The sequence below is a fragment of the Dethiobacter alkaliphilus AHT 1 genome (genome assembly GCF_000174415.1).
Classification (GTDB): Bacteria; Bacillota; Dethiobacteria; order Dethiobacterales; family Dethiobacteraceae; genus Dethiobacter; species Dethiobacter alkaliphilus.
In genome coordinates this window covers 1-25,488 of the sequence record NZ_ACJM01000016.1, presented here as the reverse complement: position 1 = coordinate 25,488, position 25,488 = coordinate 1, and the positions used below count along the sequence as shown (strand labels likewise).

At 52.1% G+C, this 25,488-nt stretch carries 27 protein-coding genes; 26 read left to right on the top strand and 1 reads right to left on the bottom strand.

What is annotated here, in order from left to right:
• The first annotated feature begins 5 nt into the window (after positions 1 to 5).
• From flhA to DEALDRAFT_RS12875, 10 genes are all read left to right on the top strand, one after another.
• Positions 6 to 2,042: a flagellar biosynthesis protein FlhA gene (gene flhA, locus DEALDRAFT_RS12915; protein ID WP_040379125.1), complete on the top strand. Its 2,037-nt coding sequence runs from the start codon at positions 6 to 8 to the stop codon at positions 2,040 to 2,042.
• Entirely contained in the window at positions 2,039 to 3,124 is a 1,086-nt protein-coding gene (gene flhF, locus DEALDRAFT_RS12910) for a flagellar biosynthesis protein FlhF (protein WP_008518206.1), read from the top strand. The genes flhA and flhF overlap by 4 nt, the downstream gene beginning before the upstream one ends.
• On the top strand, positions 3,117 to 3,995 hold the full coding sequence (locus DEALDRAFT_RS12905; protein ID WP_008518203.1) for a MinD/ParA family protein: 879 nt from the start codon (positions 3,117 to 3,119) through the stop codon (positions 3,993 to 3,995). Before flhF ends, DEALDRAFT_RS12905 begins: the two co-directional genes overlap by 8 nt.
• Positions 3,996 to 4,017: 22 nt before the next feature.
• On the top strand, positions 4,018 to 4,674 hold the full coding sequence (locus DEALDRAFT_RS12900; protein ID WP_040379119.1) for a flagellar brake protein: 657 nt from the start codon (positions 4,018 to 4,020) through the stop codon (positions 4,672 to 4,674).
• Positions 4,675 to 4,687: 13 nt separating this feature from the next.
• The gene (locus tag DEALDRAFT_RS12895) at positions 4,688 to 5,407 is read left to right on the top strand and encodes a sigma-70 family RNA polymerase sigma factor (RefSeq protein ID WP_008518200.1); all 720 of its coding nucleotides are present in this window, start codon (positions 4,688 to 4,690) and stop codon (positions 5,405 to 5,407) included.
• 33 nt (positions 5,408 to 5,440) lie between these two features.
• The gene (locus DEALDRAFT_RS12890) at positions 5,441 to 5,896 is read left to right on the top strand and encodes a DUF6115 domain-containing protein (protein ID WP_008518198.1); all 456 of its coding nucleotides are present in this window, start codon (positions 5,441 to 5,443) and stop codon (positions 5,894 to 5,896) included.
• A gap of 62 nt (positions 5,897 to 5,958) precedes the next feature.
• Complete coding sequence (locus tag DEALDRAFT_RS16940; protein WP_153246594.1) at positions 5,959 to 6,114, top strand: hypothetical protein; 156 nt, start codon at positions 5,959 to 5,961, stop codon at positions 6,112 to 6,114.
• Entirely contained in the window at positions 6,111 to 6,866 is a 756-nt protein-coding gene (gene flgF / locus DEALDRAFT_RS12885) for a flagellar basal-body rod protein FlgF (protein WP_008518196.1), read from the top strand. Before DEALDRAFT_RS16940 ends, flgF begins: the two co-directional genes overlap by 4 nt.
• Positions 6,867 to 6,878: 12 nt before the next feature.
• Positions 6,879 to 7,658 (top strand): flagellar hook-basal body protein, encoded by a 780-nt coding sequence (locus DEALDRAFT_RS12880; RefSeq protein ID WP_008518195.1) that lies wholly within the window; start codon positions 6,879 to 6,881, stop codon positions 7,656 to 7,658.
• Between the two features lie 89 nt (positions 7,659 to 7,747).
• Positions 7,748 to 8,251, top strand: coding sequence for a tetratricopeptide repeat protein (locus tag DEALDRAFT_RS12875; RefSeq protein ID WP_008518193.1), 504 nt, complete (start codon positions 7,748 to 7,750; stop codon positions 8,249 to 8,251).
• Here DEALDRAFT_RS12875 and DEALDRAFT_RS12870 read toward each other — a convergent pair.
• The gene (locus tag DEALDRAFT_RS12870; RefSeq protein ID WP_008518192.1) at positions 8,234 to 9,718 is read right to left on the bottom strand and encodes a DUF342 domain-containing protein; all 1,485 of its coding nucleotides are present in this window, start codon (positions 9,716 to 9,718) and stop codon (positions 8,234 to 8,236) included. The genes DEALDRAFT_RS12875 and DEALDRAFT_RS12870 overlap by 18 nt on opposite strands.
• 166 nt (positions 9,719 to 9,884) lie before the next feature.
• On the opposite strand from DEALDRAFT_RS12870, the gene fliM reads away from it, so the two are divergent.
• The 16 genes from fliM to DEALDRAFT_RS12790 all read left to right on the top strand — a co-directional run bounded on the left by fliM (position 9,885) and on the right by DEALDRAFT_RS12790 (position 25,451).
• On the top strand, positions 9,885 to 10,862 hold the full coding sequence (fliM, locus tag DEALDRAFT_RS12865) for a flagellar motor switch protein FliM (protein ID WP_008518189.1): 978 nt from the start codon (positions 9,885 to 9,887) through the stop codon (positions 10,860 to 10,862).
• Entirely contained in the window at positions 10,859 to 11,284 is a 426-nt protein-coding gene (fliN, locus tag DEALDRAFT_RS12860) for a flagellar motor switch protein FliN (RefSeq protein WP_008518188.1), read from the top strand. Before fliM ends, fliN begins: the two co-directional genes overlap by 4 nt.
• A 119-nt stretch (positions 11,285 to 11,403) precedes the next feature.
• The gene (fliY, locus tag DEALDRAFT_RS12855) at positions 11,404 to 13,029 is read left to right on the top strand and encodes a flagellar motor switch phosphatase FliY (protein ID WP_008518186.1); all 1,626 of its coding nucleotides are present in this window, start codon (positions 11,404 to 11,406) and stop codon (positions 13,027 to 13,029) included.
• 20 nt (positions 13,030 to 13,049) lie between these two features.
• Entirely contained in the window at positions 13,050 to 13,571 is a 522-nt protein-coding gene (locus tag DEALDRAFT_RS12850; protein WP_008518184.1) for a chemotaxis protein CheW, read from the top strand.
• Between the two features lie 10 nt (positions 13,572 to 13,581).
• The gene (locus tag DEALDRAFT_RS12845) at positions 13,582 to 14,757 is read left to right on the top strand and encodes a methyl-accepting chemotaxis protein (RefSeq protein ID WP_008518181.1); all 1,176 of its coding nucleotides are present in this window, start codon (positions 13,582 to 13,584) and stop codon (positions 14,755 to 14,757) included.
• A gap of 17 nt (positions 14,758 to 14,774) precedes the next feature.
• Positions 14,775 to 16,763, top strand: coding sequence for a chemotaxis protein CheA (locus DEALDRAFT_RS12840; protein ID WP_008518179.1), 1,989 nt, complete (start codon positions 14,775 to 14,777; stop codon positions 16,761 to 16,763).
• A gap of 78 nt (positions 16,764 to 16,841) precedes the next feature.
• Complete coding sequence (locus DEALDRAFT_RS12835) at positions 16,842 to 17,204, top strand: response regulator (RefSeq protein ID WP_008518177.1); 363 nt, start codon at positions 16,842 to 16,844, stop codon at positions 17,202 to 17,204.
• 18 nt (positions 17,205 to 17,222) lie between these two features.
• Positions 17,223 to 17,834, top strand: coding sequence for a chemotaxis protein CheC (locus DEALDRAFT_RS12830; protein ID WP_008518175.1), 612 nt, complete (start codon positions 17,223 to 17,225; stop codon positions 17,832 to 17,834).
• Positions 17,831 to 18,313, top strand: coding sequence for a chemotaxis protein CheD (locus DEALDRAFT_RS12825; protein WP_008518173.1), 483 nt, complete (start codon positions 17,831 to 17,833; stop codon positions 18,311 to 18,313). Before DEALDRAFT_RS12830 ends, DEALDRAFT_RS12825 begins: the two co-directional genes overlap by 4 nt.
• Positions 18,314 to 18,355: 42 nt before the next feature.
• A complete protein-coding gene (locus DEALDRAFT_RS12820; RefSeq protein ID WP_008518172.1) occupies positions 18,356 to 19,387 on the top strand; it encodes a protein-glutamate methylesterase/protein-glutamine glutaminase in 1,032 nt (343 codons plus the stop codon).
• 5 nt (positions 19,388 to 19,392) lie between these two features.
• Positions 19,393 to 20,175 carry a CheR family methyltransferase gene (locus DEALDRAFT_RS12815; RefSeq protein ID WP_008518170.1) on the top strand — a complete coding sequence of 261 codons (783 nt, stop codon included), beginning with the start codon at positions 19,393 to 19,395 and terminating at the stop codon, positions 20,173 to 20,175.
• Positions 20,176 to 20,246: 71 nt separating this feature from the next.
• Positions 20,247 to 20,678, top strand: coding sequence for an ACT domain-containing protein (locus DEALDRAFT_RS12810; protein WP_008518169.1), 432 nt, complete (start codon positions 20,247 to 20,249; stop codon positions 20,676 to 20,678).
• Between the two features lie 195 nt (positions 20,679 to 20,873).
• The gene (locus DEALDRAFT_RS12805) at positions 20,874 to 22,178 is read left to right on the top strand and encodes a phenylacetate--CoA ligase family protein (RefSeq protein WP_008518167.1); all 1,305 of its coding nucleotides are present in this window, start codon (positions 20,874 to 20,876) and stop codon (positions 22,176 to 22,178) included.
• A 17-nt stretch (positions 22,179 to 22,195) separates the two neighbouring features.
• The gene (iorA, locus tag DEALDRAFT_RS12800; protein ID WP_008518165.1) at positions 22,196 to 23,950 is read left to right on the top strand and encodes an indolepyruvate ferredoxin oxidoreductase subunit alpha; all 1,755 of its coding nucleotides are present in this window, start codon (positions 22,196 to 22,198) and stop codon (positions 23,948 to 23,950) included.
• Positions 23,943 to 24,533 carry an indolepyruvate oxidoreductase subunit beta gene (locus DEALDRAFT_RS12795; protein ID WP_008518163.1) on the top strand — a complete coding sequence of 197 codons (591 nt, stop codon included), beginning with the start codon at positions 23,943 to 23,945 and terminating at the stop codon, positions 24,531 to 24,533. Before iorA ends, DEALDRAFT_RS12795 begins: the two co-directional genes overlap by 8 nt.
• A 429-nt stretch (positions 24,534 to 24,962) precedes the next feature.
• Entirely contained in the window at positions 24,963 to 25,451 is a 489-nt protein-coding gene (locus DEALDRAFT_RS12790) for an aminotransferase class I/II-fold pyridoxal phosphate-dependent enzyme (RefSeq protein WP_008518162.1), read from the top strand.
• Positions 25,452 to 25,488 lie beyond the last annotated feature (37 nt).

Sequence of the window (25,488 nt, the reverse complement as noted above, 5' to 3'; positions counted from 1 at the left end):
ACGGTATGCTGCAAAACGCCGATATGTTCGTAGCCGCTGCGGTGATTGCCGTGGTGATGATTATCATCATCCCCATCCCGCCTCTGCTGCTGGATATTTTACTTACTTTCTCCATCGCTTTTGCCCTTATTACCATTCTTTTGACTTTGTTTACCACCGAAACTTTGCAGTTTGCCGTTTTTCCATCACTGCTTTTGGTGGTGACGCTGTTTCGCCTGTCGCTGAATATCTCCACCCGGCTGATTTTGAGCCGCGGTGAGGCGGGCAACGTGATTGCCGCTTTCGGCAGTTTTGTGGCCGGCAGCAATTATGCGGTGGGTTTGATTATTTTCATCATTATTACGGTAATTCAGTTTGTGGTTATCACCAACGGCGCCGGCCGGGTGGCGGAAGTGGCGGCCCGGTTCACCTTAGATGCCATGCCCGGAAAACAAATGAGTATCGATGCCGATTTTAATGCCGGGCTCATTGATGAGCACGAAGCGCGGTCCCGCCGCAAAAATCTGCAGTCGGAAGCAGATTTTTACGGAGCCATGGATGGTGCCAGTAAGTTTGTGCGCGGCGATGCCATTGCCGGGATTGTCATTGTGATGGTAAACATTTTAGCCGGGTTTGCCATCGGTATGATTCAGCAGGGCATGGACCTGGAGCAGGCAATCCAGACCTATATTCTGCTGACGGTGGGTGACGGCCTGGTGACGCAGATTCCGGCGCTTTTGGTTTCGGCGGCGGCGGGCATGCTGGTAACCCGTAGTGCTTCCGAGGGCAGTTTCGGGGAGGATTTGTCCAAGCAAATCCTGGGTTTTCCCCGGGTGATGATTTTAACCAGCGCGATTTTATTAATTTTAGGATTGGTTCCCAATATTCCTACCTGGCCCTTTATGATGCTTTCGGCGGCCACCGGTTTTGCCGCCTACACTTTGCTGGATGAAGAAAAGATAGAGCAAGAGCGCCTGCAGGCGGCGGAGGCCCGGGAAGAAGAGAAGCCGGCACCGCCGGAAAATGTCCTGAACCTGCTGGCGGTGGAACCGTTGGAGATAGAAATCGGCTACAGCCTGATACCGCTCACAGACAGCGGCCACGGCGGCGATCTTTTAGACCGGATTACCGCCAGCCGACGGCAGTGTGCTCTGGAGCTGGGGATTGTGGTGCAGCCCATCCGGATCCGGGATAATCTGCAGCTGCCGCCCAATACTTATATTTTTAAGTTGAAAGGCAATGAAATAGCCCGCGGCGAACTGCGCCCCGGTTACTATATGGCCATGAATCCGCTGGAGGGGGATACTCCCACCGATTTGGACGGCTTCCCCACCCGGGAGCCCACCTTCGGCCTGCCGGCGGTCTGGATTCCCGCTGAAAAGAAGGATGAGGCGGAAATGGCCGGCTATACCGTGGTGGATGTAACCACGGTGATGATTACCCATCTGACTGAAACCATTAAAACATTTGCCCATGATTTGCTGGGACGCCAGGAAGTTAAGTCCCTTATTGATCTGGTAAAGGAGAAACAGCCTGCAGTTATTGACGAATTATTGCCGGATTTGCTGACCGTGGGGGAAATACAGAAGGTCTTGAAGAATCTATTAAGAGAACGGGTACCGATTCGCGATCTGGTCACAATTTTTGAAACGCTGGCAGATTACGCGCGCTCCACCCGGGAGATTGATCTGCTCACCGAATATGTGCGGCAGTCCCTGGGGCGCACCATCTGTAATCTGTACGCTGAGGAAGGTAAACTTTATGTGATTTCCCTGGATCCGCGGCTGGAGCAGAAACTGGCGGATTCTCTGCAGGTTACCGCCCATGGATCTTATCCGGTTATGGATCCCCAGGCCACTCAGAATATTATCTCTGACCTCTCGGTGCGGGCCGATCAGGAACTGATGCAGGGCCGGCAGCCTCTGGTGCTTACCTCATCGAGAATCAGGCTGCCCTTCAAGCGTTTGACAGAGAGGTTTTTACCTAATCTGGTAGTCCTCTCTTTCAATGAAATAGTCCCCGGTGTGGAAGTAGAATCAGTTGGGATGGTGAGTCAAGGGTGAAGATTAAAAAGTATTGCGTTGACACCGTACAAGAGGGAATGCTCCAGATTAAAAAGGAGTTGGGGCCCGAAGCGGTTATTATTGAAAGCCGCAAAGTACGGGAAAAGGGGTTCCGTGGGTTGTTTGCACCGGTTAAAGTGGAGATTACGGCGGCGGTGGACACGCCGGTGCGCCAGCAGCCGGTGGCGGCGGCGCGCCAGCCCGATAGGCAGGAAGAGCGGCTGCAAAGTGAAATCAGCGAGTTGAAACAGATGGTGAATCAATTGGTAAGCCGGCAGCAGAAACAAAACATAGAGGAAAAAGGGCCGTTTTATCGTTGGATGCAGCGGCTCATCGACAACGATGTGGATCCGGCACTGGCGCAGCAGATTCTAACGGAAATTCACGAAGACTTTGCCGCCGAAAATGCTCTTTCCGATGAAGTGGTGGAATTGATTCTGCAAAAGAAAGTAAGGGAACACCTGCGCACCGCAGATGTGCCGGATACTTCCCGTGTTCTTACCTTTGTGGGCCCCACCGGTGTGGGAAAGACCACCACGCTGGCCAAACTGGCGGCGCGTTTTGCTCTGTATCATAACAAACAGGTGGGCATGATTACCATTGATAGCTACCGTATCGGGGCGGTGGAGCAATTGCGCACTTACGCCGATATTACCGGTATGCCCATTGAGGTGGTTATGACGCCTAAAGATATGACCCAGGCACTGGAGAGGCTGGCGGATCGGGAAATTATTCTGGTGGATACCGCAGGCCGTAATGCTAAGAATTCCATGCAGGTCTCCGAGTTGGCCGTCTTTATGGAAGCGCTGCCGGCGCCGGAAACTTTTCTGGTGTTGAGCGCCACCACCAAAACCAGAGATTTGCAGCAGATTATCGCCAAGTTCAGCAAAGTAAACTTTAACCGACTGATTTTCACTAAGCTGGACGAAACTGAAACTTTTGGAGCACTCTTAAATGTGGCCAATACCAGTAACCTGCCCATTACATACCTGACCACGGGACAAAATGTCCCCGACGACATCGAAAACGCCACAGCCGACAAACTGGCAAAATTGATTCTGGGGGTTGAGCAGAATGTTTGATCAGGCGGAGCGTTTACGACAGCTGGCTTTGGGCGCCAATGAACGGCGAAAAATTATTAAGCAAAAGAAAATCCCCCGGGTTATTACCGTTACCAGCGGAAAAGGCGGGGTGGGTAAGACCAACCTGGTGGTTAATCTGGCCATCGCCCTTTCCCGGTTGGGTAAGCGGGTCGCCGTTTTGGATGCGGATTTGGGCCTGGCCAACGTTGATATTATCCTGGGCCTTTTGCCGCTGCATAATTTGCAAGACGTGGTCAAAGGCACGAAAATGATGGAGGATATTATTATCACCGGACCGGAGGGAATAAAGATAATCCCCGGCGGATCCGGACTGGCGGAAATGGCCAACCTTTCCCCGGCGCAGCGTGACCGTTTGCTGCAAAGCCTGATGGATTTGGAAAACGCCGCCGATATTTTGCTCATCGATACCGGCGCCGGTTTGTCCCGCTCTGTACTCTCCTTTGTTTCCGCCGCCGATGAATTAATTGTGATAACCACTCCGGAGCCCACCTCCATCACCGATGCTTACGGTATTATCAAGGTGGTCTCCAAACTGCGGGTGCATCAGAAAATAAAGCTGGTGGTAAACCAGGTGCGGGATCACCAGGAAGGAACAGTTATTGCCGAACGGTTCGCCGAAGTAAGTCAGAAGTTTTTACAGGTGGATGTGGAATTTCTGGGAGAGATCTGCAGTGACGGGCAGGTTGTGCGCGCGGTTAAGCAGCAGCAGCCTTTGGTTACGCTGTTTCCCCGGGCCCGTGCAACCAAAGATGTGGAAAATATCGCCGGAAAGCTTTTGGATATCATGCCTGGGAAACCACGCGGCATCAGCGGTTTCTTGAGCCGCTTTACCAAAATGATGGAAAAATAAGATCCGGTGGTGGTAGCACTTGTTGAAAAAAGTTCGATTGCAGCTACAGCAAAAGTTAGAAGTGATGCTTCTGCCGGATGGAGATTATTATAAAAGTTCTGTGCAGGAAGTGGATAAAGAATCGGTTGCCATAAACATCCCCATTCACCAGGGCCGGTATTTACTTTTGCAGCCGGGGGAAATGGTGAGGGTAGAGTTTGCCATTGAGGATGCCATTTACCGGTTTGAAAGTAGAGTACTGAGCCGGAAAAAGTCCAACAATGTTCCACTTATCATTTTGGAGCGGCCCACCCGCTTTGCCCGGCGCCAGCGACGCAGTTTTGTCCGCATACCGGTCATGCTGCCGGTGGAGTACAGACTTATTTCCAGAAACGAAGATACCGGACTGCCGGAAGTCAGTGATACCTATACCGGTAATACGGTGGATATCTCCGGAGGCGGGCTGCAGATTGCCGATACCAGGCGTGTTGCCCAGGGAGATACCGCACTGCTAAATTTACGCCTTGATGACGGCAGCTCCCAGGTTCTTTCCCTGTCGGGGAAGATATCCTGGGTTTACGAGGATGCCCGGTCCAAAACGATCCGCTTCGGTATTGGCTTTGCCGATATCAGCGAGGTGGACCAGGAACGGATTATCGCGTATATCTTCAGCAAAATGCGTCAGCGTACGCAAACCTGACGGGAGAGATGGTATGAGCGGCGCCAATGTATGGGTTAAATACCAGGAGACAAAAGAAGAGGGCCTACAGGAAACGCTGGTGGAAAAATACCTGCCGCTGGTGCGCCTGCATGCAGGGCGGCTGGCACTGGGTTTGCCGGCACATGTGAACCGCGATGATTTGCTGCAGGCCGGTATGCTGGGCCTGTTGGAAGCGCTGCAGCGCTTTGACCCTACTCGGGGGGTAAAGTTTGAATCCTTTGCTGCGCTGCGCATCCGTGGAGCCATGCTGGATGAACTGCGCCGGCTTTGTTGGGTGCCCCGTTCTGTGGTGCGGGAAATGCGTGAAATGGACCGGGCAGTGCAGGAGCTGGCAACGCAGTTGGGTAGGGAGCCTGCCGAAGAGGAGATTGCGGAGAAAATGGGAATTACCATCCCGCAACTGCGCAAAATCACCGGTATGATTAACAGCAGCTCGCTGCTGTCTCTGGAGGACACCCTGCTGGCTGTTCCGGCAGTGGACGGCCCGGAAGTGGAAGCGCTGGACCGGCTGATTGCCGCCGAGGACCGGCAGCGTCTGGCGGAAGCCATCGGCCAACTGCCGGAGCGCCATCAGCAGTTATTGGCACTTTATTATCAGGAGGACCTGACCTTAAAAGAGGTGGGATTGGTGCTGGGCGTAACCGAATCCCGGGTTTGCCAGCTGCATGCCCGGATTATTGCCCGGCTGCGCACTGCTTTGCAGGACGAATAGATACTAACCCAAGCGGAGAACGGAGTGGGATTGATGCCATACCTACTGTTTTTTGTCGGACTTGCTCTGGCCCTTACGGCTGCCTTCAAACTGACACAAAAAAAGAATGAACCGTTCGATGATGCTCTGCGTGCCGAGGTTGACCGGCCGTTAAACCGTGAACTGGTGGCCTTGTTTGAGTTGCAGGAATCGGTGGAATCGGCGCTTTCCGAACTGGATGAAAAAAATCAGGTGTACCACCATCTGGTAACACGGATGGAAAAGCAGCGGGAGGCGGTGGAATTCCGGCTGCAGCAGCTGGACAGGCTAATCAGCCGCGCTGAGGCCATTCTCAATAACCCCGTTTCCCGGCCGGAAACCCCTACCGGCCGTGTCAGGCACCAGGAGGTTTACCGCCTAAAGGATGAGGGGTCTGATGTGGCCGATATCGCCGCACAATTAGGGATAGGGAGAGGTGAGGTTGAATTAATACTTGGCTTGAGAAGATAGAGCAGATTAACTGGCATTTTCTTCTGGGCTTTGGCCTGGGACTTCTTCTGGCTGCTCTGATTATGCTGATGCAGGCAACCCGCCCGCTGCCGCCGGAACGTGTGGAACAGTTGGCCCGCAATCAGGGGATGGTATTTCCGGAGGAAGTAGTGCCTTTTTCCGGAATGAGCAGTGGAGCTGGAAGCAGTGACAGTGAGAAAGGCGGGGATGAACAATGATACGAGGGCTTTACACCGCAGCCAGCGGCATGATGGTGGAATCAACCAGGCAGGAAACCATCACCAATAATCTGGCTAACAGTGAAACTACAGGATTTAAAAGGGATCTGGCTTTGCAGCGTTCCCACGGGGAGCAACCGGTGGTGCGCCTGGGGGACAGGCAGCCTTTTGGAGTTCGTCCCGTTATCGGCTCTCTGGGTGTGGGTTCGCTGATTGACGGAATTCATACATCCCATGAACAGGGCAGCCTGCAGGAAACGGGACGGGACCTGGATGTGGCCATGGCCGGAGACGGCTATTTTGTGGTGGAAACAGAACAGGGGCTGCGCTATACCCGCAATGGGGCCTTTTCCATTGATGCGGACCGCATGCTGGTCAATGACCAGGGCCACAGAGTAATGGGAACCACAGGCCCGCTGCAATTACCGGCAGGAGAGGTGCAAATTGACCAGGCGGGAAATGTTTTTGTCAATGATGCCATGCAGGGCCAGTTGGCTCGGGTCAGTTTTGCCGATAACTCAGAACTGCAGAAAGTCGGCGACTCATTGTTTACCGCCGCTGAAGGGGCCGAGCAGCAGCCGGTTACCGGCATGGTAAAACAGGGCTTTTTGGAAGGCTCAAATGTACAGGCTGTACAGGAGATGGTACAGATGCTGGCCGCCATGCGTGCCTATGAAACAAACCAAAGGGTAGTGCAGGCCCAGGATGATATGTTGCGCAAAGCCACCAACGAAATTGCTGCTCTAAGATAAGGGGGAAAACAGATGACCATTCGCGGACTTTGGAATGCGGCGGGCGGTATGCGGGCCCAACAGCAAAAAATTGATGTGACTGCTCATAATATTGCCAATGTAAATACCACGGGCTATAAAAAGAAAACAACCCTGTTTTCCGATTTAGTTTATCAGTCCATAGAGCGGCGGGGAAATGCGGTGGAGCCGGCGGCTGCCGGCGAGCATCCCAAGACAGTGGGTGTGGGCAGTAAGGTGGCGGCCATTCGCTCCGATTTGCGGCCCGGAACCTATCTGCAGACTGACAGAGATCTGGATATGGCCATTGTGGGTGACGGCTATTTTCAGATAACCCTGCCGGGCGGAGGTATGGCTTATACCCGTGACGGCAGCTTTTCCCGGGACAGTGAGGGAAATATTGTGAACTCACAGGGGTACCGGGTTGTTTTTCCCCAGCTGCCGGAGGGCCAATATGAGGTTAATGTGGCTCCCGAGGGAGCAGTAAGCGCCGTATATGAAGACGGTACAGTAGTCCCGCTGGGTATGCTGCAATTGGCTTATTTTGATAATCCTCACGGTCTGGAGCAGCTGGGAGATAACCTGCTGCAGGCCACCCCGGCCTCCGGGGCTGCACTTCTTGCCTTCCCCGGCGAAGGATCCAGGGTTTCCCAGGGGTATTTGGAAAGCTCCAATGTGGATTTGGCAGCTGAAATGACCCAGCTGATTATCAACCAGCGTTCTTTTGAGCTGAATTCCCGTGCTTTGCGTACCGCAGAGGAAATGTGGAGCATTGCCAATCAGCTCTACAGATAAAACAGCTTGTCCGGCAAAAAATGCATAAGAAAACCTCCCGGTGACTATACTGTTGGTATAAGGAAAAAATTACCGGGAGGTTTTTTTATATGCGATTTGCACCCCAGAACCATAAAAAAAACGCCGCTGCGGATTATAACAGACAGGGCGCACTGCTTATGCCTTGCGGTGCCTACCGCCAGGCATCATATTATTTTCTTTCCGCCGTGGTCTGTGATCCCGACTATTGGCCGGCCTTTTTTAATCTGGGCAATTGCTGGGCACGGCTGGAGGAAAATGAGGCGGCTATCTGGGCCTACGAGCAGGCGGTGCGCAACTGTGATCACCATGCGCCGTTATTTTCCAATCTTGGAATTGTTTTATGCCGCCAGGGGGAAGCAAAACGCGCCCTGCCGTATCTGGAGCAGGCTCTGCGGTTAAACCCGGACAGCCCCAGTTGTGCCGCAGTTTTGGGTTATGTTTGCTTTCAATTGGAACAATGGGGCCTGGCCTGGCATTGGTACCGTCGTGCACTGCAGCTGGAGCCGGATAACGATTCCGTTAAGGACAGTCTGAAAGTGGTAAGTAAGAAAATATCAGTGGCGGCTCAGTAACTGTACCAGTCCTTCCTGATTCAGGCTGGCAGTGGTCCTGCCTATCTGCTCGCTGATCTTTCTGGTGCCTTTGCCCACCACAAACACAGTATTTTCATAAGCCTTATCAATATCTATGCGGCCACTCTTGCCAGTGATTAAAGTGGTTATGGCGCCGGCCTCAGAGCCCACTTCCCGGGCAAAAATGCGTTTGGTAGCCTGCACGGAGCCGCCGCGGAGCTTGCCCTGAACCTGGATTTCATCACCGGCTTCCAAAAGCGAATGAATACAGCCCTGTCCTTCTACGATGATACTGCCGGCGGAGCGGATTTTAGCGTTTAGAGTGTAGGATAAGTTAATATCGGCATGAATTTCCGTCATATCAGAAACACTGATTTTGTTTTGGTAGACGCGGGCGGCCAATGTTTGCAGGTCACTTAAATTGGTCCAGTGCTCCGGGTTCAGACTCTGTACAAGAGGTAATAGTTCTTCAGCACCGCTGGGAAGCGGTGTTTTTTTATTTTGCGGCAAAACTGCCTGCTGCAGGGTCTGCAGTGTCTTGGGGTATTCTTCAAAGCGCAGGGAAATTACGCGGGAGGCAATTTGGGCAAATGGCAGCTGCGACAACTGACCCCGTTCATCCAACTGCTCCAGTACTCCCGCCAGTTCGTACAGCTGCAGGGAGATCTGCTCCATAATAGGAGCAACCTGCTGCCAAAAGAGGCGTTCTGTGCCGGAAGTAATTTCACTTTTAATCACGTTGCCGGTAACCCTGATACTTTGACCTGCCTGCAGCATTGCGCCATTCACACTGCCCAGAATTTCGATATTGCCGGTGGCGGAAATGGATGTGCCTTCCATGACGTTACCGAAAACGGAGACATCTCCCTGAAAGACCAGGTGGCCCACTGAGGTGGTTACGTCACCGGGGTGAGTGTAGCTGGGCTGGACCTGCAGGCGGTACATCCTGCCGTCCCGTTCCAGGCGGGGGCGTCCGGTAATGGTGGCAACCACCGTATTGCCGTCTTCACTTAATTCGGTTCCCGATAAAGCACGCAGATAAAGAGTTGGTACGGGCGGCGGCTCCACAGTATTACCCAATACATCGGTGCCGGGAGTTCCGGGAGTGCCGGCAATGCGGGTCACAATGGGCTGGCCCGCTTCCACAGAGGGGATTTCCGATTTGCGCTGCAGGTCTTCACGGATGCCCAGGCAGACATCCTTGTCCAGCATGTGCTCCGGCACATGAAATTCCAGGCTATCTTCGCTGCCTGGTTGGGGCGGCTCACCTATGGCCAGTGTAACGGAGACGTCTCTGCTGGTTAAGGCAGTGTTTACAGCTTCCTTGTTTAGGCCAAAGCATACTCCCGCCGCTTTAATTTCACTGGTGATATCCTCTGCGGACACCTGGTCATCCGCCGCAATATAAAGTTCGGCCTGCATCTTATCTGCACTAATGGTAATTCTCGCCGCTGTCTGTTTGCTCATAGCTGCTAAACCTCCATTTACCCTTTACCTATCTTTCAATGCTACAATTCGTGCTTTATCTGCATTATCCTGCCAAATATGACAAACGGGGAAAAATACAGGTAATAAAGAGGAAATTTACCATCTCTGTCGAATGTTTAGCTAATTGACAACTGGTGGTGAGAACATGAAGGATGTACTGTCGCAAAATGAAATCGATTCTTTAATTCATGCCCTATCCACAGGGGAAATAGCAGAAGAAGAACCACAGACATCAGACACGCCGGTGCAGGTTTATGACTTCCGGCGCCCAAATAAGTTTTCCAAAGATCAGATGCGCACATTGCAAATTGTGCATGAAAATTTTGCCCGCATTCTGTCCAATTTTCTCACCGCGTATCTGCGCACCCCGGTACAGGTTACACTGGCGTCGGTTTCGCAGGTTACCTTTGAAGAGTTTATATTTTCTTTGCCTACCCCAACGCTGATGAGTATTTTTAAAGCGTCGGACAACATGGGCAGCGCCATGCTGGAAACAAACCCCCAGTTTGTTTTCCCCATCATTGATTTGCTTTTTGGCGGCGAAGGGAAAACGCCAAAACAAATCCGGGAATTGACGGAGATTGAGTTGACGGTGATGCGGCGTATAGTTAACAAGATTTTGGAGAACCTGCGCTACGCCTGGGAAGATATCAATGAATTATCGCCCCAGATTGAAAATATGGATACAAATCCACAGTTCAACCAGATGATTGCCTCTAATGAGACGGTGGCCCTTTTAACCCTGAGTACAAAAATCCGTGACTCTGAAGGTTTGATTAATGTCTGTTTTCCTTTCATAACGCTGGAGCCGGTTATTGCCAACCTTACCGCACAGCATTGGTTTTCCAATTCACAAATCTCCGGCGGAGTGCACAGCCGTATGCTGGAAACGGGGCTGGAGGACGTGGATGTGGAATTAACTGCGGTTTTGGGGTCCTCTACAGTGCAAATGGAGGATTTTCTGCAGTTTGAGGAAGGCGATGTTATTTTGTTGGACCAGCGGGTGGATTGCCCCATGACGTTATTGGTTGAAGAAAAGCCCATGTTTAAGATACAGGCCGGCGTTTCCAAAGGCCGCCGTGCCGTGCAGTTCCTTCATGCGGAAGGGGGCGAAGCCGAATGAGTGATTCCCTGTTATCCCAGGCGGAAATAGATGCGCTTTTGACCCAGGTTCCGTCGGAGACGGAAGAAACGCCGGTGGTTGAGGACTTGTCATTTCAGGCCAAAGAGATGCCCCAGCCCAAAAAAAATAAGCCCCGGGCCGCAAATGCCGGGATGCAGAGCCATCCTAATCTGGAGCGGATTTTGGATATTCCTTTGCGTGTTTCCGTTAGTTTGGGCAAGACGGAAAAGCCTATTTTGGATGTGGTATCACTGGCTCCCGGCGCCATTGTGGATTTTGACCGCAATGTGGGAGAACCGGTGGATATTACCCTAAACGGCAAATTAATCGCCCGCGGAGAAGTGGTGGTGGTGGGAGAGCATTTCGGTGTCCGCATTTCTCAGATTATCACCCCACAGCAAAGAATTGAAAATATGCTCTAAAACAGGCTTAACAGGCCTGTTTTTAACTGGTCTATGCCAATTCAGGAAGGAATATGTAAGTAGTTGTCGAAATAAGGTCGCAATAAGTTTACCAGCTTTAATAAGGAAGGCGGTTTAATGTGAAAAAGCTTACATCATTGCAGCTGGACGCACTGGCTGAAAACGGAAACATTGCCATGGGTGCGGCCGCCACCGCCCTGTCCAATCTGTTGGGGCACCGGGTAGAAATTACTACTCCCACACTTACATATACGTCCATGGGTAAAATCAGGGAGGCTTATCCCGTTCCCTGCGTTTTGGCCAGGGTGCGTTACAGCAAAGGCATTGAGGGCAGCAATATGTTTATCCTTTCCCGCTGTGATGCCGGGGTGATTGCCAACATGATGATGGGTGACGCGGATTTGCCCGTTCCTGAAGTTTTGGACGAGCTGTATCTTAGTGCCATCAGTGAGGCCATGAACCAGATGATGGGCTCTTCGGCCACGGCCATGTCTGAGATGCTGGGCCGCCTAGTTGATATTACCCCTCCGGACCTGACTTATGTGGAAGACCTGAGCACACAGGAAAAGCAGATCGGAGAATTTGCCTTAGACAGTGATGAAGTGATAAAGGTGTCCTTTGATTTAAGCATCGGTGATTATGTGAACAGTACCATGCTGCAGGTTCTGCCCTTAGAGTTTGCGGAGAATATGGTTGCCGAGTTGTTAGGTAGTTTCACCGACGGAACTGAGGAAAAAGTTGAAGAAGGGGTTAAGGAAGAAGCCATTTCTGCCGATGAAGGAGATACAATAGCGGAAATCGGCAATATTTCCATGGGTGCGGCAGCCACCGCGTTATCAACGCTTTTGGATAACCGGGTCAATATTACAACTCCCCGGATATCCATCACCACGCTGCGCCAGGTAAGGGAGCAGTACCCGCAGCCGTGTGTGGTGGTAAACGTTCGCTACCGAACCGGCCTTTCCGGAGAGAATGTCCTGATTATGGGGGAGCAGGATGCGGCGCTGATTGCCGCCGTCATGATGGGGGAGCCCACCGACGGCCCTTTGGGCGAGTTGGACGAGATTCGTCTCAGTGCCGTCAGTGAAGCCATGAACCAGATGATGGGTTCCTCATCCACCGCTTTGGCAGAAATGTTTTCCCGGGAAGTGGATATTACCCCGCCGGTGACCGAATACGGCAATCCTGCCGAAGAGGCGGATTTGACTGTAAATATTGATGACCCCATGGTACAGGTATCGTTTAGGATGGAGGTTGCCGACATCCTGGACAGCGACCTGATTCAGCTAATTCCGCTGAAGTTTGCCCGCGAAATGGCCGGAGTGCTCTTGGGAGCTTTTGCCGGCGAAGAGGAGAATCACGATTTTGCCCAAGAGACGGAGCCTGTGGTTGAACCCCTGCTGCCCAATGTGGAGGACGTGGAGCCGGTAATGTCCACAGAGCCCCAAGACTGGCTGCAGGAAAGCTCTCCGGAAAGTACGTTGCCGGAAGAACGCGGGCTGCAGCTGGATTTAATACGTGATATCCCTGTAGAGATAACCGGTCTGTTGGGGCGGCGTAAGCTGCCGCTGAAAGAATTAATGGCCGCCAAGGCCGGGTCGGTGGTGGAGCTTTCCTGTCCCGCCGATGCACCGGTGGATATACTGGCCAACGGCAAGCTGGTGGCCCGTGGGGAAGTGGTCCATTACAACGAACGGTTCGGCATTAAAATCACAGAGATAATGCAGGATTGGAAGAGAAACTGAGAACAAAGGAGGCCATTGCCTTGAACAGCCTGGTGAAGAAAAATGAAGAGCAGAGTCAGGAAGAGTTGCAGCTGGTGGCGTTTTTTCTGCAAGGGGAAGAATTTGCGGTGGATATTCAAAAAGTACGGGAAGTTTTAAAACTTACGCAGATTACCCCCTTACCGCAGTCGCTGGACTTTATTGAAGGGGTAATTAATCTAAGAGGGGAAGTCATACCCGTCATAGATTTGCGCAAGCGCTTCCGCATTGCCGGCGAGGCACAAGAGGAACAGACCCGTATTATCATTGTGGAAATAGATGAAAGCCTGGTAGGCCTTATAGTGGATTCGGTTACAGAAGTACTTCATCTTGCTGTGTCTGCTGTGGATGCACCGCCGCGGAGACTGGCCGGTACCCGCACTGAGTTTATCTCCGGCGTAGGCAAGTTAGATGACCGACTGATTATTATTCTGGACCTGGAGAAAATACTCTCCACCGATGAGCAGGTGGAACTGGAGCAGCTGCAGCCGGGACCGGTGTCGGAAGCACTGCTTGGCCAGTAGGGGGATTGGGATGCGCACAGGCATAAAGACAAAATTAACGTTGTTTACCACCCTGTACATACTTGCCGTGTTTGCTGTGATGTTTGCCATTGTTTTACATAGTGTAAATACCGAAGCAGTTTTACAGACCGAAGAAATGCGCAGCGCCCTGGCCGCACTGCTGCGTAATATGGCCTTGTTTGCCGTGGTGATTGTGGCCGTCAGTATTGTGGGCTATATGCAGTTATTGCAGCATGCCGTGGTCGGCCCGGTGAAGTCTGTGGTCAGCGGGCTGGAGACTGTCTCAACCGGTGATTTGACGGTTCGTATCGAAGAAAAGACAAATGACGAATTGGGAGCATTGGCTAAGGCATGTAACCGAGAATTTACCAACCTGGCCAAGGCCTTGAAGATAATCAAGGAAGCCTCAGAAAATCTGGCCGCTTCTGCGCAGGAAATTGCCGCATCCTCTGAAGAAATTGCTTCCGGCAATCAAAATCAGGCCAACGAAGTACAAAGCGCCGCCGCCATCATCACCGATGCCAGCGCTGCTATACAGCAGGTGGCGGGCAGCGCCATGAGCGCCGCCGGCACCGCTGCGGAAGCCACCGATTTGGCACAGAGCGGCGGACAGTCGGTGATGGAAGCGGTGGAAAGCATGCGTCAGATTCAGGAAACGGTGCAGGAGTTGGGCAAAAGCTCGCAGCAAATAGGAGAGATTATCAAGGTTATCGACGAAATTGCGGAACAAACCAATCTGTTGGCGTTAAACGCCGCCATCGAAGCGGCGCGGGCCGGTGAACACGGCAAAGGGTTTGCTGTGGTGGCCGACGAAGTGCGCAAGCTGGCGGAACGCTCCAGTGAGGCGACTCAGGAAATCGAGCAGCTTATTGTGGGGATTCAGGAAGGCACCACCGCGGCGGTGAGTGCGGTGGAACAGGGTTCGGTGGTGGCCGGCAGAGCCGGCGAGGCACTGGAGTCCATTATTCGCGGTTCCACGGAAGTGGCGGCCATGGTGGAGGACATCTCCCGTGCATCACAGACGCAACTGGATAATAACAAACAGGTTGTAACCTCCATTGACACTGTGTCTGCCATTACGCAGGAAACGGCCGCCGGAGCCCAGGAAACGGCGGCGGCTGCCCAGGAGTTGGCCGGGATGGCCGAAAAGATGCAGCGTTTAACGGAGCAATATAAGCTTGCTTAAGCCAGCGAGGTGAAACAATGGACACCAGTGAATACAGAGATATTTTTTTGGCGGAGGCTCAGGAATATCTGCAGGGCTTAAATACTGCACTTCTGGAGCTGGAACATAATCCCGATGAAGAAATCCTGCAGGAAATGTTCCGGGCGGCCCACAGCCTCAAAGGCATGTCGGCAACCATGGGTTTTCAACTGCTGGCCAACCTGACTCATCAAATGGAAAATGTGCTGGATCTGCTACGCCAGGGCCTTTTGCAGGTGGATCGGAATGTGGCCAACCTGCTATTTGAATCATTGGACTTATTGGAAACTCTTTTGGATAGTCTGGACGACCCGGAGGCGGGTATGGGGCAGGTCAATGCGCTGGTGGCAAAGCTGTGCAGCGTGTGTGATGCCCAGCCTGATGAGGACGCAGAAAGCGGACGGAGCTATGCTTCTGCGGAGATGGATCTGGATGAGTTTGAAAAGGAATTAATCCGGTCTGCGGAAAATGGGGAATGTGCCCGGCATATCCAGGTGGCGCTGGAGGCCACCTGTCTGCTAAAGTCGGTTCGGGCTTATATGGTCTTTAAAGCTCTGGAGAGGTTGGGCCATGTTGTTAAATCTGTCCCCTCGGCACAGGAATTGGAAGAGGAGCAGTTTGATAACAGCTTTGATATTGTTTTGCTGACTAAAACCGATGATGAAACAATCCGTGAGGAACTGAGCCAGATTGCCGAGGTGGAGCGGGTAACACTGCGGGAAGTTTCCCAGGAATCCGTGAGCAAGACTGACGAGGTGGCCAAAAGGCCGGAGGGTCAGGTTAAGGCAGAAGTGGCGGCTGGCGAAGAAGCAAACGGTGAAACTAAAAAAGTTGTGCGCCGATCTGCTGAAAAGACCATTCGTGTGGAGACGGAAAAACTGGATAAGCTGATTAACCTGGTGGGTGAGTTGGTTATCAACCGCACCAGGGTGGTGGAGCTAAGCAAATCAGAAGCCATGACCGAAATGGTCAGCTCCGTGGAGCAGCTGGACAGAATAACAACGGATCTGCAAAGTGCTGTTATGAAGCTGCGCATGGTTCCCATCAAGCAGGTGTTTGACCGTTTCCCCCGTATGGTGCGCGATTTAAGCCAGGAAAAAGGCAAAAAGGTCAACCTGCAGATTCAGGGGGAAGAAACGGAGCTGGACCGCTCCATCGTCAATCAAATCGGAGACCCCCTGGTCCATCTACTGCGTAATTCGGTGGATCACGGCATTGAGCCTCCCGGAGACAGGGTGGCCTCAGGTAAGCCGGAAGAAGGCACCGTATTGTTGGATGCCCGCCATGAAGGATCTTTTGTCCTGATTTCCGTCAGTGATGACGGTAAAGGCATTAACGCCGACGTGGTCAGGGAAAAAGCGGTGCAAAAAGGCTTAATAAGTTCTGCTGAAGCGCAGCGATTGTCCGATGAAGATGCGGCGCGGCTAGTATTCCGAAACGGGTTTTCCACCGCGGAACAGGTTACCGATATCTCAGGGCGCGGTGTGGGCATGGATGCGGTAAAAACAGTAATCGAAAGTATGAACGGTAATGTGGACATTAAAACAGAACCGGGCAGCGGCACAACTTTTTATGTCCGGTTGCCGCTGACTTTGGCAATTATTAAGGCGCTTTTGGTGGAATTGGCCGGCGAAACATATGCCATCCCCATTGAGTCCATTCGCGAAAACCTGTACGTGACCCCTGCGGACATCAAAACCATTCAGGGTGAAAATGTTATTAACCTGCGTGATGAAGTGCTGCCTCTGATTCATCTGGATGAGGCGCTGGGCATGCAGGCCACACATAACCATGATGAGCTTTCGGTGGTGGTTGTGGAGGCCGGAAGCCGGAAGGCCGGCCTGGTGGTGGACGTTCTGCTGGGACAGCAGGAGATTGTTATTAAGTCTCTGAGCAAAGTGGTGGAAGGTATACCCGGCGTGGCCGGAGCCACTGTGTTGGGCAACGGAAAAGTGGCCTTAATCCTGGATGTTTCCAATCTTATTTAATACTTGTTACTAACGGCAGCAGCCGTGAGATAAATTTTTCGCTTTCGGGAGATGACTTGAAGAGAAGGAGGAAAAGCGGTGGGAAGACAGGTTTTAATCACAGATGACACAGCTTTTATGCGCATGACTTTGCGCAACATTTTGGAGAAGAATGGGTATGAGGTGGTTGGTGAGGCAGAAGACGGACAGGTTTCCGTAGATAAATATAAGGAACTTCGCCCCGACCTGGTTACCATGGACATTACCATGCCCAATATGGACGGCATCACAGCCATTAAGAAAATTATGGAGACCGACCCTGGGGCAAAAATTGTGGTGTGCAGTGCCATGGGTCAGAAAGCGCTGGTAATTGAAGCATTAAATGCCGGTGCCCGGGACTTTATTGTTAAACCTTTTCAGGCAGACAGGATTATTAACGCCGTACAAAAAGTAATCGGTTAAGGTAAAAGGAGAGAAAATATGCCTGAGCTGAACCAAGACTTTAAGCTGGATATTTTAAAGGAAGTTGGTAATATCGGGGCCGGGAATGCCACCACATCCCTGTCTCAGCTTTTAAACTATCAGCGGGTCGATATGTATGTTCCTGAGGTGGATCTGTGTCCGCTGGATGAAATTCCGGATCTTTTGGGAGGCGCGGAGAAACCGGTACAGGGAGTGTTTATTAAAGCTCCCGGTGACATCTCGTTTTACACCGTGTTTTTAATGGGTGAGGAGAGTGCCCAGTCTCTGGTAACCAATCTTACAGGCCGTGAACATTCTTTGGATGGTGAGATGGGGCGTTCTGTGCTGCTTGAGGTCGGTAATATTGTTACCGCAGCATATCTTAATGCGCTGTCCTATATGACCGACCTGACGTTTTTGCCCGAACCGCCACAGTTGGCGGTGGATATGGCCGGCGCCATTCTGGGAACGGTACTTGCCGAGGCCAATGTGGCCGAGGACTATATTTTGGTGTTGAAGACGGCATTTTCCACCGACTCGGGAGATATTGACGGCAACTTTCTGATTATCCCCGATATTGACGCTCTGGACACGGTGGTTAAATTGTTAATTGACGGAGTTGCTAAATGAACACGCAGAGTATCCGGGTAAAAATTGCAGACTACGCCGCTCTCAAGGAAGAGGGGATGTTAATTACGGTGGGGCTTGGTTCCTGTGTAGGGGTAGCTCTCTATGATTCTTCTGCCAAAGTAGCGGGGCTGGCCCATATTTTGCTCTCGGACAGTTCTTTATTTAAAAACCAGTCCAATCCGGGCAAGTTTGCCGATACGGCGCTACCTCTGCTGCTTGAGGATATGGCAAGATTCGGCGCCAGGCCAAACCGTATAAAAGCCAAAATTGCTGGCGGAAGCCAGCTTTTCTCCTTTGAAAATAAGACGCTTTCCGTGGGCGAAAAAAACATCGCCTCTGTCCGGTCCGTGTTGGCCGGGCTGCGCGTACCCATCACCAGCGAAGACGTAGGCGGCAGTGTGGGCAGAACAATGAAAGTGATGGCTGCCGACGGGACGGTGCTGGTCTCCACCGTCGGCAACGGTGAAAGAGAGCTTTAGGCGCAGTATCAGACTCAATAGATTAATAATCTGGAGGTTTATATGGAGCCCGTTAAGGTTCTGGTGGTAGATGATTCGGCGCTGATGCGCCGCATTGTTAAGGATATATTTAATGCAGACCCCCGTTTTAAGGTAGTAGCCATCGCCCGGGACGGTGTGGACGCGCTGGAAAAAATCATTAAATTCCAGCCGGGTCTGGTTACACTGGATGTGGAAATGCCCCGTTTAAACGGATTGGCGACTTTAAAAGAGATTGTGCGCCGTTTTGATGTTCCTGTTATTATGCTCTCCAGTCTGACACAGCAGGGCAGCCAGGTAACGGTTGAAGCGCTTTCCATCGGGGCGGTTGATTTTATCACCAAACCTGAATTGCATCATGGTAACGTCAAGGAAACTCTAAAAGAGCAGCTTCTGACAAAGGCAGCGGTGGCCGCCCAGGTTAAAGTGCAGTCCGGGCCGGTCCCTGTGCTCCCTCCAAAGCTTGTGCCGCAGAAACCGGCGGTGCGCAGCGCGGCAAAAGTGGTGGCCATTGGTGCCTCTACCGGAGGGCCGCGGGCTTTGGAAGCAGTACTACTCTCCCTTCCGCAGAACCTGCCGGCGGCGGTGCTGGTGACACAGCATATGCCGCCTAAATTTACCAAAGCCCTGGCCGATAGGCTGAACAAAGCGGCGGCAATCCGCATTAAAGAAGCAGAAGAGGGAGAGCCCATATTAGCCGGTGTGGCATATATAGCCCCGGGCAACTTCCACCTGGAGGTGGCTTCGGACCATACGGTGCGCCTGACCCAGGACCCCCCGGTACAGCATGTACGCCCGTCAGCCACAGTGATGATGCTTTCTGCCGCCTCCGTATACGGCAAACAGATGGTGGGAGTGATTCTGACCGGTATGGGCAAAGACGGAGCCGACGGCATGGTGGAAATCAAGCGTCAGGGCGGCAGTGTGTTGGCCCAGGACGAGGCCACTTCGGCAATCTTTAGCATGCCCAGAGCCGCTATTCAGGCCGGTGCGGCAGATCAGGTTCTGCCCCTGGAAAAAATAGCGGCGGCCATTACATCATTGTGCGGGAGGTAAGGAAGATGGCTCTGGCCCTGGATTATGAAGGATTCAAACATAAAATAAAAGCCAAAATCGGCTTGGATCTCAGCCATTATAAAGAACAGCAGATGCGGCGGAGGATTCACCAGTTGATGCAGCGCTACAAGGCAGCGGATTATGATACATTTATGCGGATGCTAAACGACGATGGGGACATCCTGCGGCATTTTACCGATTATCTGACCATTAATACGTCACAGTTTTTCCGCGATCCCGTCATTTACCGGGCATTGGAGATGCAGCTGCTGCCCGAGCTGCTTCAAGGTGGCAAACCCCTTAAGGTATGGAGCGCAGGCTGTTCGGTGGGCGCTGAACCCTATTCCCTGGCCATGCTGCTCTCCGAACAGGATCCCGGATGCAGTTGGCGTGTCCTTGCCACCGATTTTGATGTAAATATCCTGGCCAAAGCAAAGGAAGGCAAATACCCGGATAATCTGCTTACGCATGTGCCGGAACGTTTTCGTAAACGCTATTTTAATGAACGGGACGGGTTATTTTTCCTGGACAGTCAAATCAAAAACCGTGTCCAGTTTCGGCGGCAAAACCTGTTAACCGACCGTTACGAGATCGGCTGCAATTTGATTCTTTGCCGCAATGTTTTTATCTATTTCACAGTGGAAACCCAGGAGAACCTCATTGACCGTTTTACTCAGGGCCTTCAGGCCGGCGGCTTCTTTATCATCGGCTGTTCGGAAATGATTACCAACCCGGCACGTTTTGGCTTGCAAAAAGTAAAGCCGGCCATTTACCGTAAAGTAAAATAAAAAATTGCCAGGCAGGAATGAGGCCGGCAGTGTCGAATAGAAGACAAACAGTGCCTGAAAGGGGGATTTGCGTGAAAGTTAAGCAGATTTCGGTATTTCTGGAAAATAAATCAGGACGCCTGGCGGAAGTTACCCGGGCCCTAGGTGACAATGACATTAACATCCGTGCTTTGTCTATTGCGGATACCACTGATTTTGGCATCCTGCGTCTCATAGTCAATAAGCCGGAGGAAGCCAACCAGGTTCTGCGTGATGAAGGATTTATGGTTAGTGAAACGGAAGTGATTGCGGTGGATGTGCCGGACAGACCCGGTGGGCTGGCCGATGTACTGGACACCCTGGGCAAGGTAAATGTCAATATTGAGTATCTCTACGCATTTATCGGGCAAACATCACAGGATGCGCTGGTAGTTTTCCGGGTGGAAGACTGCGACGCTGCGATGAAAGCCCTAAAGGAAAAGAATATACGGGTACTTGACGGTAGCGAGGTATATGCTCTGTAAGAGCAGCAGGTAGGAACATGTAGTTGTAGGCAGGTAGTGCGGTAGGTGATGGAGTAGTGCGGCACCGCATATTTTCTTGCGGTGCTTTTTTTTACGGAGCAAATTGAGACGCCGGGGACGGTTCCCAAAGTCTCACAAAGTAATGCAAACCAGGGACGGTTCTGTTTTTGCATTGGATGAAGGGGTTGAGTTAAAATGGTCTGGGATGCGGCCAAAGAAATGATGGACAAAGAAGAACTGCGGCGGGAGCAATTGCCTCTTTTGCAGCAGACAATCAGAAATGTATATGAAAATGTGCCGTTTTACCGGGAGCTTTTTGACAGAGAGGGAGTTCATCCCGATGATTTGCAGACACTGGAAGACGTGCAAAAGTTTCCGTTTACCACCAAAGATGCGCTGCGGGACAATTATCCGTACGGGTTGTTTGCGCGGCCAATGAAAGATATTGTGCGTCTGCATGCTTCCTCCGGTACCACCGGTAAACCCATTGTGGTTGGTTATACCCAAAACGATATCGATATGTGGTCAAACCTGATAGCCCGGCTGGCCACCATGGCCGGTGTAAGCCAGGATGATGTGGCCCAGATTTGTTTTTCCTACGGTCTGTTTACCGGCGGCTTCGGTCTCCATTACGGACTGGAAAAGGCGGGAGCCACAGTGGTGCCCGCTTCGGTGGGAAACACCGAAAAGCAGATTATGCTCATTCAGGATTTTGACGTTAACGTGCTGGTTTGCACGCCTACCTATGCGCTGTACCTTTCAGAGGTGGCCAACGACATGGGCCTGGATCCCAGAAAGCTTTCGCTGCGGGTAGGGATGTTTGGCGGCGAACCCTGGACGGAAAATATGCGCACCCAGATTGAGGAGCGTTTGGGTATTGTGGCCACCGATAACTACGGGCTCAGTGAAATTGTGGGGCCCGGAGTGGCCGGGGAGTGCCAGTCGCGGGCCGGTCTGCACATCAATGAAGACCATTTCCTGGTGGAGGTAATTGACCCGGAAACAGGAGAGGTGCTGCCCGACGGTGAAGAAGGGGAGTTGGTGTTTACTTCCCTGACCAAGGAAGCATTCCCCATCATTCGCTACCGCACCAAAGACATTTCTGTGCTGAACCGTGATGCCTGCTCCTGCGGGCGCACCGGCGCCAGGATGCGCAAAGTAACGGGTCGCACTGATGATATGCTGATTATTGGCGGGGTCAATGTTTTCCCGTCTCAGATAGAAAGTGTGTTGATGGAAATTCCGGAGGTTGCCCCCCACTATTTGATTGTGGTGGATAAAAAGAAGGCGTTTCTGGATGATCTGGAAGTTCATGTGGAGTTGAACCGGGAGAAGTTTACCGGCTCATTCCGTGACCTGGAAGCGGTGGAGAAAAAAATCAGCCGCAAGCTGGCCAATGTTTTAACGGTAAGTCCCCGTGTAAAACTGGTGGAGCCCAAATCCCTGGAACGCAGTACGGGCAAAGCCAAACGGGTTATAGATAAAAGGAAAACAGTTTAGGGAGGAAGTTGGACAGGATGAAAAAGACACTGATGAGCGGCAACGAAGCCATTGCCCGTGGTGCCTATGAGGCCGGGGTACATTTTGCTGCCGCATACCCGGGCACACCCAGCACGGAGATCCTGGAGAATGTGGCCCGGTACGACGAAATTGACGCCCAATGGTCCGGTAATGAAAAAGTGGCCCTGGAAGTAGGTATCGGTGCATCTATCGCCGGTTCCCGCGTTTTGGTGGCCATGAAACACGTAGGAGTGAACGTGGCGGCGGACCCGCTAATGACCTTTTCCTATACCGGTGTAAACGGCGGCCTGGTACTGGTAGCCGCAGATGACCCCGGTATGCACAGTTCACAGAACGAACAGGACAGCCGTCATTATGCCAGGCTGGCCAAAGTGCCCATGCTGGAGCCTTCCGACAGCCAGGAAGCAAAAGACATGGTTGCCATTGCCCTGGATATCAGCGAAGAGTTCGATACTCCGGTGATGCTGAAGTCCTCCACCCGCATTTCCCACGCCCAGACACTGGTGGAGCAGGGTGAGCGGACAGCGGTTGCAGTACGTCCGTATAAAAAGGATTTAAAAAAGAATGTGATGATTCCCGCCTACGCCCGGTTGCGTCATGTGGTGGTGGAAGAGCGGATGGATCTTTTGCGCAAATATGTGGAACAGTCTCCTCTAAACCGCATTGAATGGCGAGACAAAAAGATTGGTGTGATTTGTGCCGGTATCTGCTACCAGTATGTACGGGAAGCACTGCCGGAAGCCTCGGTGCTGAAGCTGGGCATTAATTTCCCGCTTCCCGAGAAAAAGCTGGAGGAATTCGCCTCCGGCGTGGACCAGCTGTATGTGGTGGAAGAGCTTGATCCTTTCATGGAAGAGCAGATTAAAGCCATGGGTATCAAAGTCCGCGGCAAGGAAGATTTCCCGGTAATCGGTGAGATTTTCCCCAACATGATTGCCGATAAAATCCTGGGCAAACCCCACACCGAGCCGCTGGAAGTAGCAGGCTATTGTGACGAGCCCATTCCCATGCGCCCGCCCGTTTTGTGTCCCGGCTGCACCCATCGCAGTGTTTTCTATATGTTAAAGAAACTGAAGATGGTGGTCAGCGGCGACATCGGCTGTTATACTCTGGGAAGTTTAGCGCCCTTAGAAGCCATGGATACCTGTGTCTGCATGGGCGCCAGCGTTTCAGCAGGCCTGGGTTTTGAAAAAGGAAATGCAGATTTAAAGGGTAAAGTGGTGGCGGTAATCGGTGACTCCACCTTCTTCCACTCCGGCATGACCGGACTGGCCGATGTGGTTTATAACCGCGGCACCACCCTGACCATGATTCTGGATAACCGCATCACCGCCATGACCGGCCACCAGCATCATCCGGGAACCGGATCCACCTTAAAAGGGGACCCCACATTAGCCCTGGATATCAGCGCTATTTGCAAAGCCCTTGGAGTGGAGCGGATACGTGAGGCAGATCCCTTTAACCTTAAGGAACTGGAAGCGGTTATTAAGGAAGAAGCGGCGGCAGATGAGCCGTCTGTCATTATTGTCCGCCGCATGTGTACTCTGCAGGACAAGAGCCCCAAAGACCTCTATGAAATCGACAAAGATAAATGCGTAACCTGCGGCCGCTGTATGAAACTGGGCTGCCCCGCCATTTCACAACACGGTGAAATTTATTCCGTGGACAGCTCCCTTTGTGTAGGCTGCGCCGTATGTGTCCAGGTATGTAAATCTGATGCCATTGTAAAGGCAGGTGGCGACAATGCCTAAAACAACCAGTATTCTGATGGGCGGCGTGGGCGGCCAGGGAATTATTCTGGCCAGTAAGATTCTGGCCCATGTGATTCAGGCCCACGGCTTAGACCTGAAAATTTCTGAAATCCACGGCATGGCCCAGCGTGGCGGCAGTGTACTGACCCACATGCGCTACGGTGAGGAAGTGCACTCTCCGTTGATTGAGGCGGGACAGGCCGACTATATCGTAGCTTCGGAAAAGCTGGAATCCTGGCGCTGGCTGCCGTTTTTACGGCCCGGCGGCACCCTGGTGATGAACACTCAGGAGATTAAACCGGTGCCGGTAATTATCGGTGCTCAAAAATACCCGCAAACCATTATGGAAAAAATGGAAGCGCTCTCCGGCCAAGAGAAAATCTATGCCATGGACGCGCTGGAAGCGGCCCGCGCCTGCGGGCAGCCCAAAGCATCCAACGTGGTGCTGGTGGGTGTGTTGGCCCGTTCCCTGGAGTTTCCGCTGGAAAGCTTCCTGGAAGCTTTGGAAGCTGTGGTTCCGGCACGCTTTTTGGAGACCAACAAAAAAGCGTTCATGTCCGGTTATGAGCACTTTTCCTCCTAAACAAAAAATGGAAAAAATAAATTCAAAAAATTATAAAAATAAGCTTGCGTAACGGCTTGCCGTCTGCTATAATTACATTCAAGTTTTACTTTTTTCAAAGCACGGATTTTGCAGACAATTCATATTGTAAAGAAAGCGAAGATGGGGAAGAAGCCAGGATCGACCGACAGAGAGGGAGCCATGAGTTGAGAGGTTCCTCGGTATCGTGAAAGGTAGGCCGCCCCGGAGCTGCCCGCTGAATCTTAGTAAGCGGCGCCGGCACTGCCGTTATCCAGAAAGCTGATGCTTGAGTGACCGATTTTTTAATCGGTAATCAGAGTGGTACCACGGGTATATCTCCCGTCTCTGCAGATTTGCAGAGACGGGAGTTTTTGTTTTATCTATTACTTTACTAACTTATTTTTCTTAACCTGACGGAGGTGCAGCACAATGGTATTTGATCACTTATACGCTGATCGCGCCAAATTAATGAAAACATCGGAAATTCGGGAGTTTTTTAAACTGACGGAACAGCCGGATGTAATGTCTTTTGCAGGCGGATTTCCCAGTGCCGAATTTTTCCCCATGGATAAAGTAAACGAAGTAATGCAGGATTTAATCCGCGAAGAGGGTAAATGTGCCCTGCAGTACGGACCCACCGAAGGCAACCAGGAACTGCGTGAATATCTGGCCCAGAAAATGACCCGCGAAGGCATTAAAGCCGATGTAGACCACATTCTGATCACCAACGGTTCCCAGCAGGGAATGGATTTGTTAAGCAAAGTCTTTCTCAACCCCGGTGATTTGGTGCTGGTTGAGGAGCCGGGCTACGTGGGCGGCCTGGGCGCCATCTACAATTATCAGGGCGACCGCCACTCTATTCCGCTGGACGAGGATGGTTTTAGCTTAGACGTTCTAACCAGCCGGCTGGTAAAATGAAAATGGAAGGGCACTCACCGGAGTTTGGTCCCTATAG

What these genes read in the sequence shown, in the direction of transcription:
- DEALDRAFT_RS12840 (WP_008518179.1), top strand. Translation starts at nt 14,775, where the DNA reads ATGGACACCAGTGAATACAGAGATATTTTTTTGGCGGAGGCTCAGGAA.
- DEALDRAFT_RS12790 (WP_008518162.1), top strand. Translation starts at nt 24,963, where the DNA reads ATGGTATTTGATCACTTATACGCTGATCGCGCCAAATTAATGAAAACA.
- flhA (WP_040379125.1), top strand. Translation starts at nt 6, where the DNA reads ATGCTGCAAAACGCCGATATGTTCGTAGCCGCTGCGGTGATTGCCGTG.
- DEALDRAFT_RS12815 (WP_008518170.1), top strand. Translation starts at nt 19,393, where the DNA reads ATGGCTCTGGCCCTGGATTATGAAGGATTCAAACATAAAATAAAAGCC.
- DEALDRAFT_RS12830 (WP_008518175.1), top strand. Translation starts at nt 17,223, where the DNA reads ATGCCTGAGCTGAACCAAGACTTTAAGCTGGATATTTTAAAGGAAGTT.
- DEALDRAFT_RS12895 (WP_008518200.1), top strand. Translation starts at nt 4,688, where the DNA reads ATGAGCGGCGCCAATGTATGGGTTAAATACCAGGAGACAAAAGAAGAG.
- DEALDRAFT_RS12875 (WP_008518193.1), top strand. Translation starts at nt 7,748, where the DNA reads ATGCGATTTGCACCCCAGAACCATAAAAAAAACGCCGCTGCGGATTAT.
- DEALDRAFT_RS12795 (WP_008518163.1), top strand. Translation starts at nt 23,943, where the DNA reads ATGCCTAAAACAACCAGTATTCTGATGGGCGGCGTGGGCGGCCAGGGA.
- flgF (WP_008518196.1), top strand. Translation starts at nt 6,111, where the DNA reads ATGATACGAGGGCTTTACACCGCAGCCAGCGGCATGATGGTGGAATCA.
- DEALDRAFT_RS12805 (WP_008518167.1), top strand. Translation starts at nt 20,874, where the DNA reads ATGGTCTGGGATGCGGCCAAAGAAATGATGGACAAAGAAGAACTGCGG.
- fliN (WP_008518188.1), top strand. Translation starts at nt 10,859, where the DNA reads ATGAGTGATTCCCTGTTATCCCAGGCGGAAATAGATGCGCTTTTGACC.
- DEALDRAFT_RS12890 (WP_008518198.1), top strand. Translation starts at nt 5,441, where the DNA reads ATGCCATACCTACTGTTTTTTGTCGGACTTGCTCTGGCCCTTACGGCT.
- DEALDRAFT_RS16940 (WP_153246594.1), top strand. Translation starts at nt 5,959, where the DNA reads ATGCTGATGCAGGCAACCCGCCCGCTGCCGCCGGAACGTGTGGAACAG.
- fliM (WP_008518189.1), top strand. Translation starts at nt 9,885, where the DNA reads ATGAAGGATGTACTGTCGCAAAATGAAATCGATTCTTTAATTCATGCC.
- DEALDRAFT_RS12905 (WP_008518203.1), top strand. Translation starts at nt 3,117, where the DNA reads ATGTTTGATCAGGCGGAGCGTTTACGACAGCTGGCTTTGGGCGCCAAT.
- DEALDRAFT_RS12825 (WP_008518173.1), top strand. Translation starts at nt 17,831, where the DNA reads ATGAACACGCAGAGTATCCGGGTAAAAATTGCAGACTACGCCGCTCTC.
- iorA (WP_008518165.1), top strand. Translation starts at nt 22,196, where the DNA reads ATGAAAAAGACACTGATGAGCGGCAACGAAGCCATTGCCCGTGGTGCC.
- DEALDRAFT_RS12870 (WP_008518192.1), bottom strand. Translation starts at nt 9,718, where the DNA reads ATGAGCAAACAGACAGCGGCGAGAATTACCATTAGTGCAGATAAGATG.
- DEALDRAFT_RS12845 (WP_008518181.1), top strand. Translation starts at nt 13,582, where the DNA reads ATGCGCACAGGCATAAAGACAAAATTAACGTTGTTTACCACCCTGTAC.
- DEALDRAFT_RS12880 (WP_008518195.1), top strand. Translation starts at nt 6,879, where the DNA reads ATGACCATTCGCGGACTTTGGAATGCGGCGGGCGGTATGCGGGCCCAA.
- DEALDRAFT_RS12820 (WP_008518172.1), top strand. Translation starts at nt 18,356, where the DNA reads ATGGAGCCCGTTAAGGTTCTGGTGGTAGATGATTCGGCGCTGATGCGC.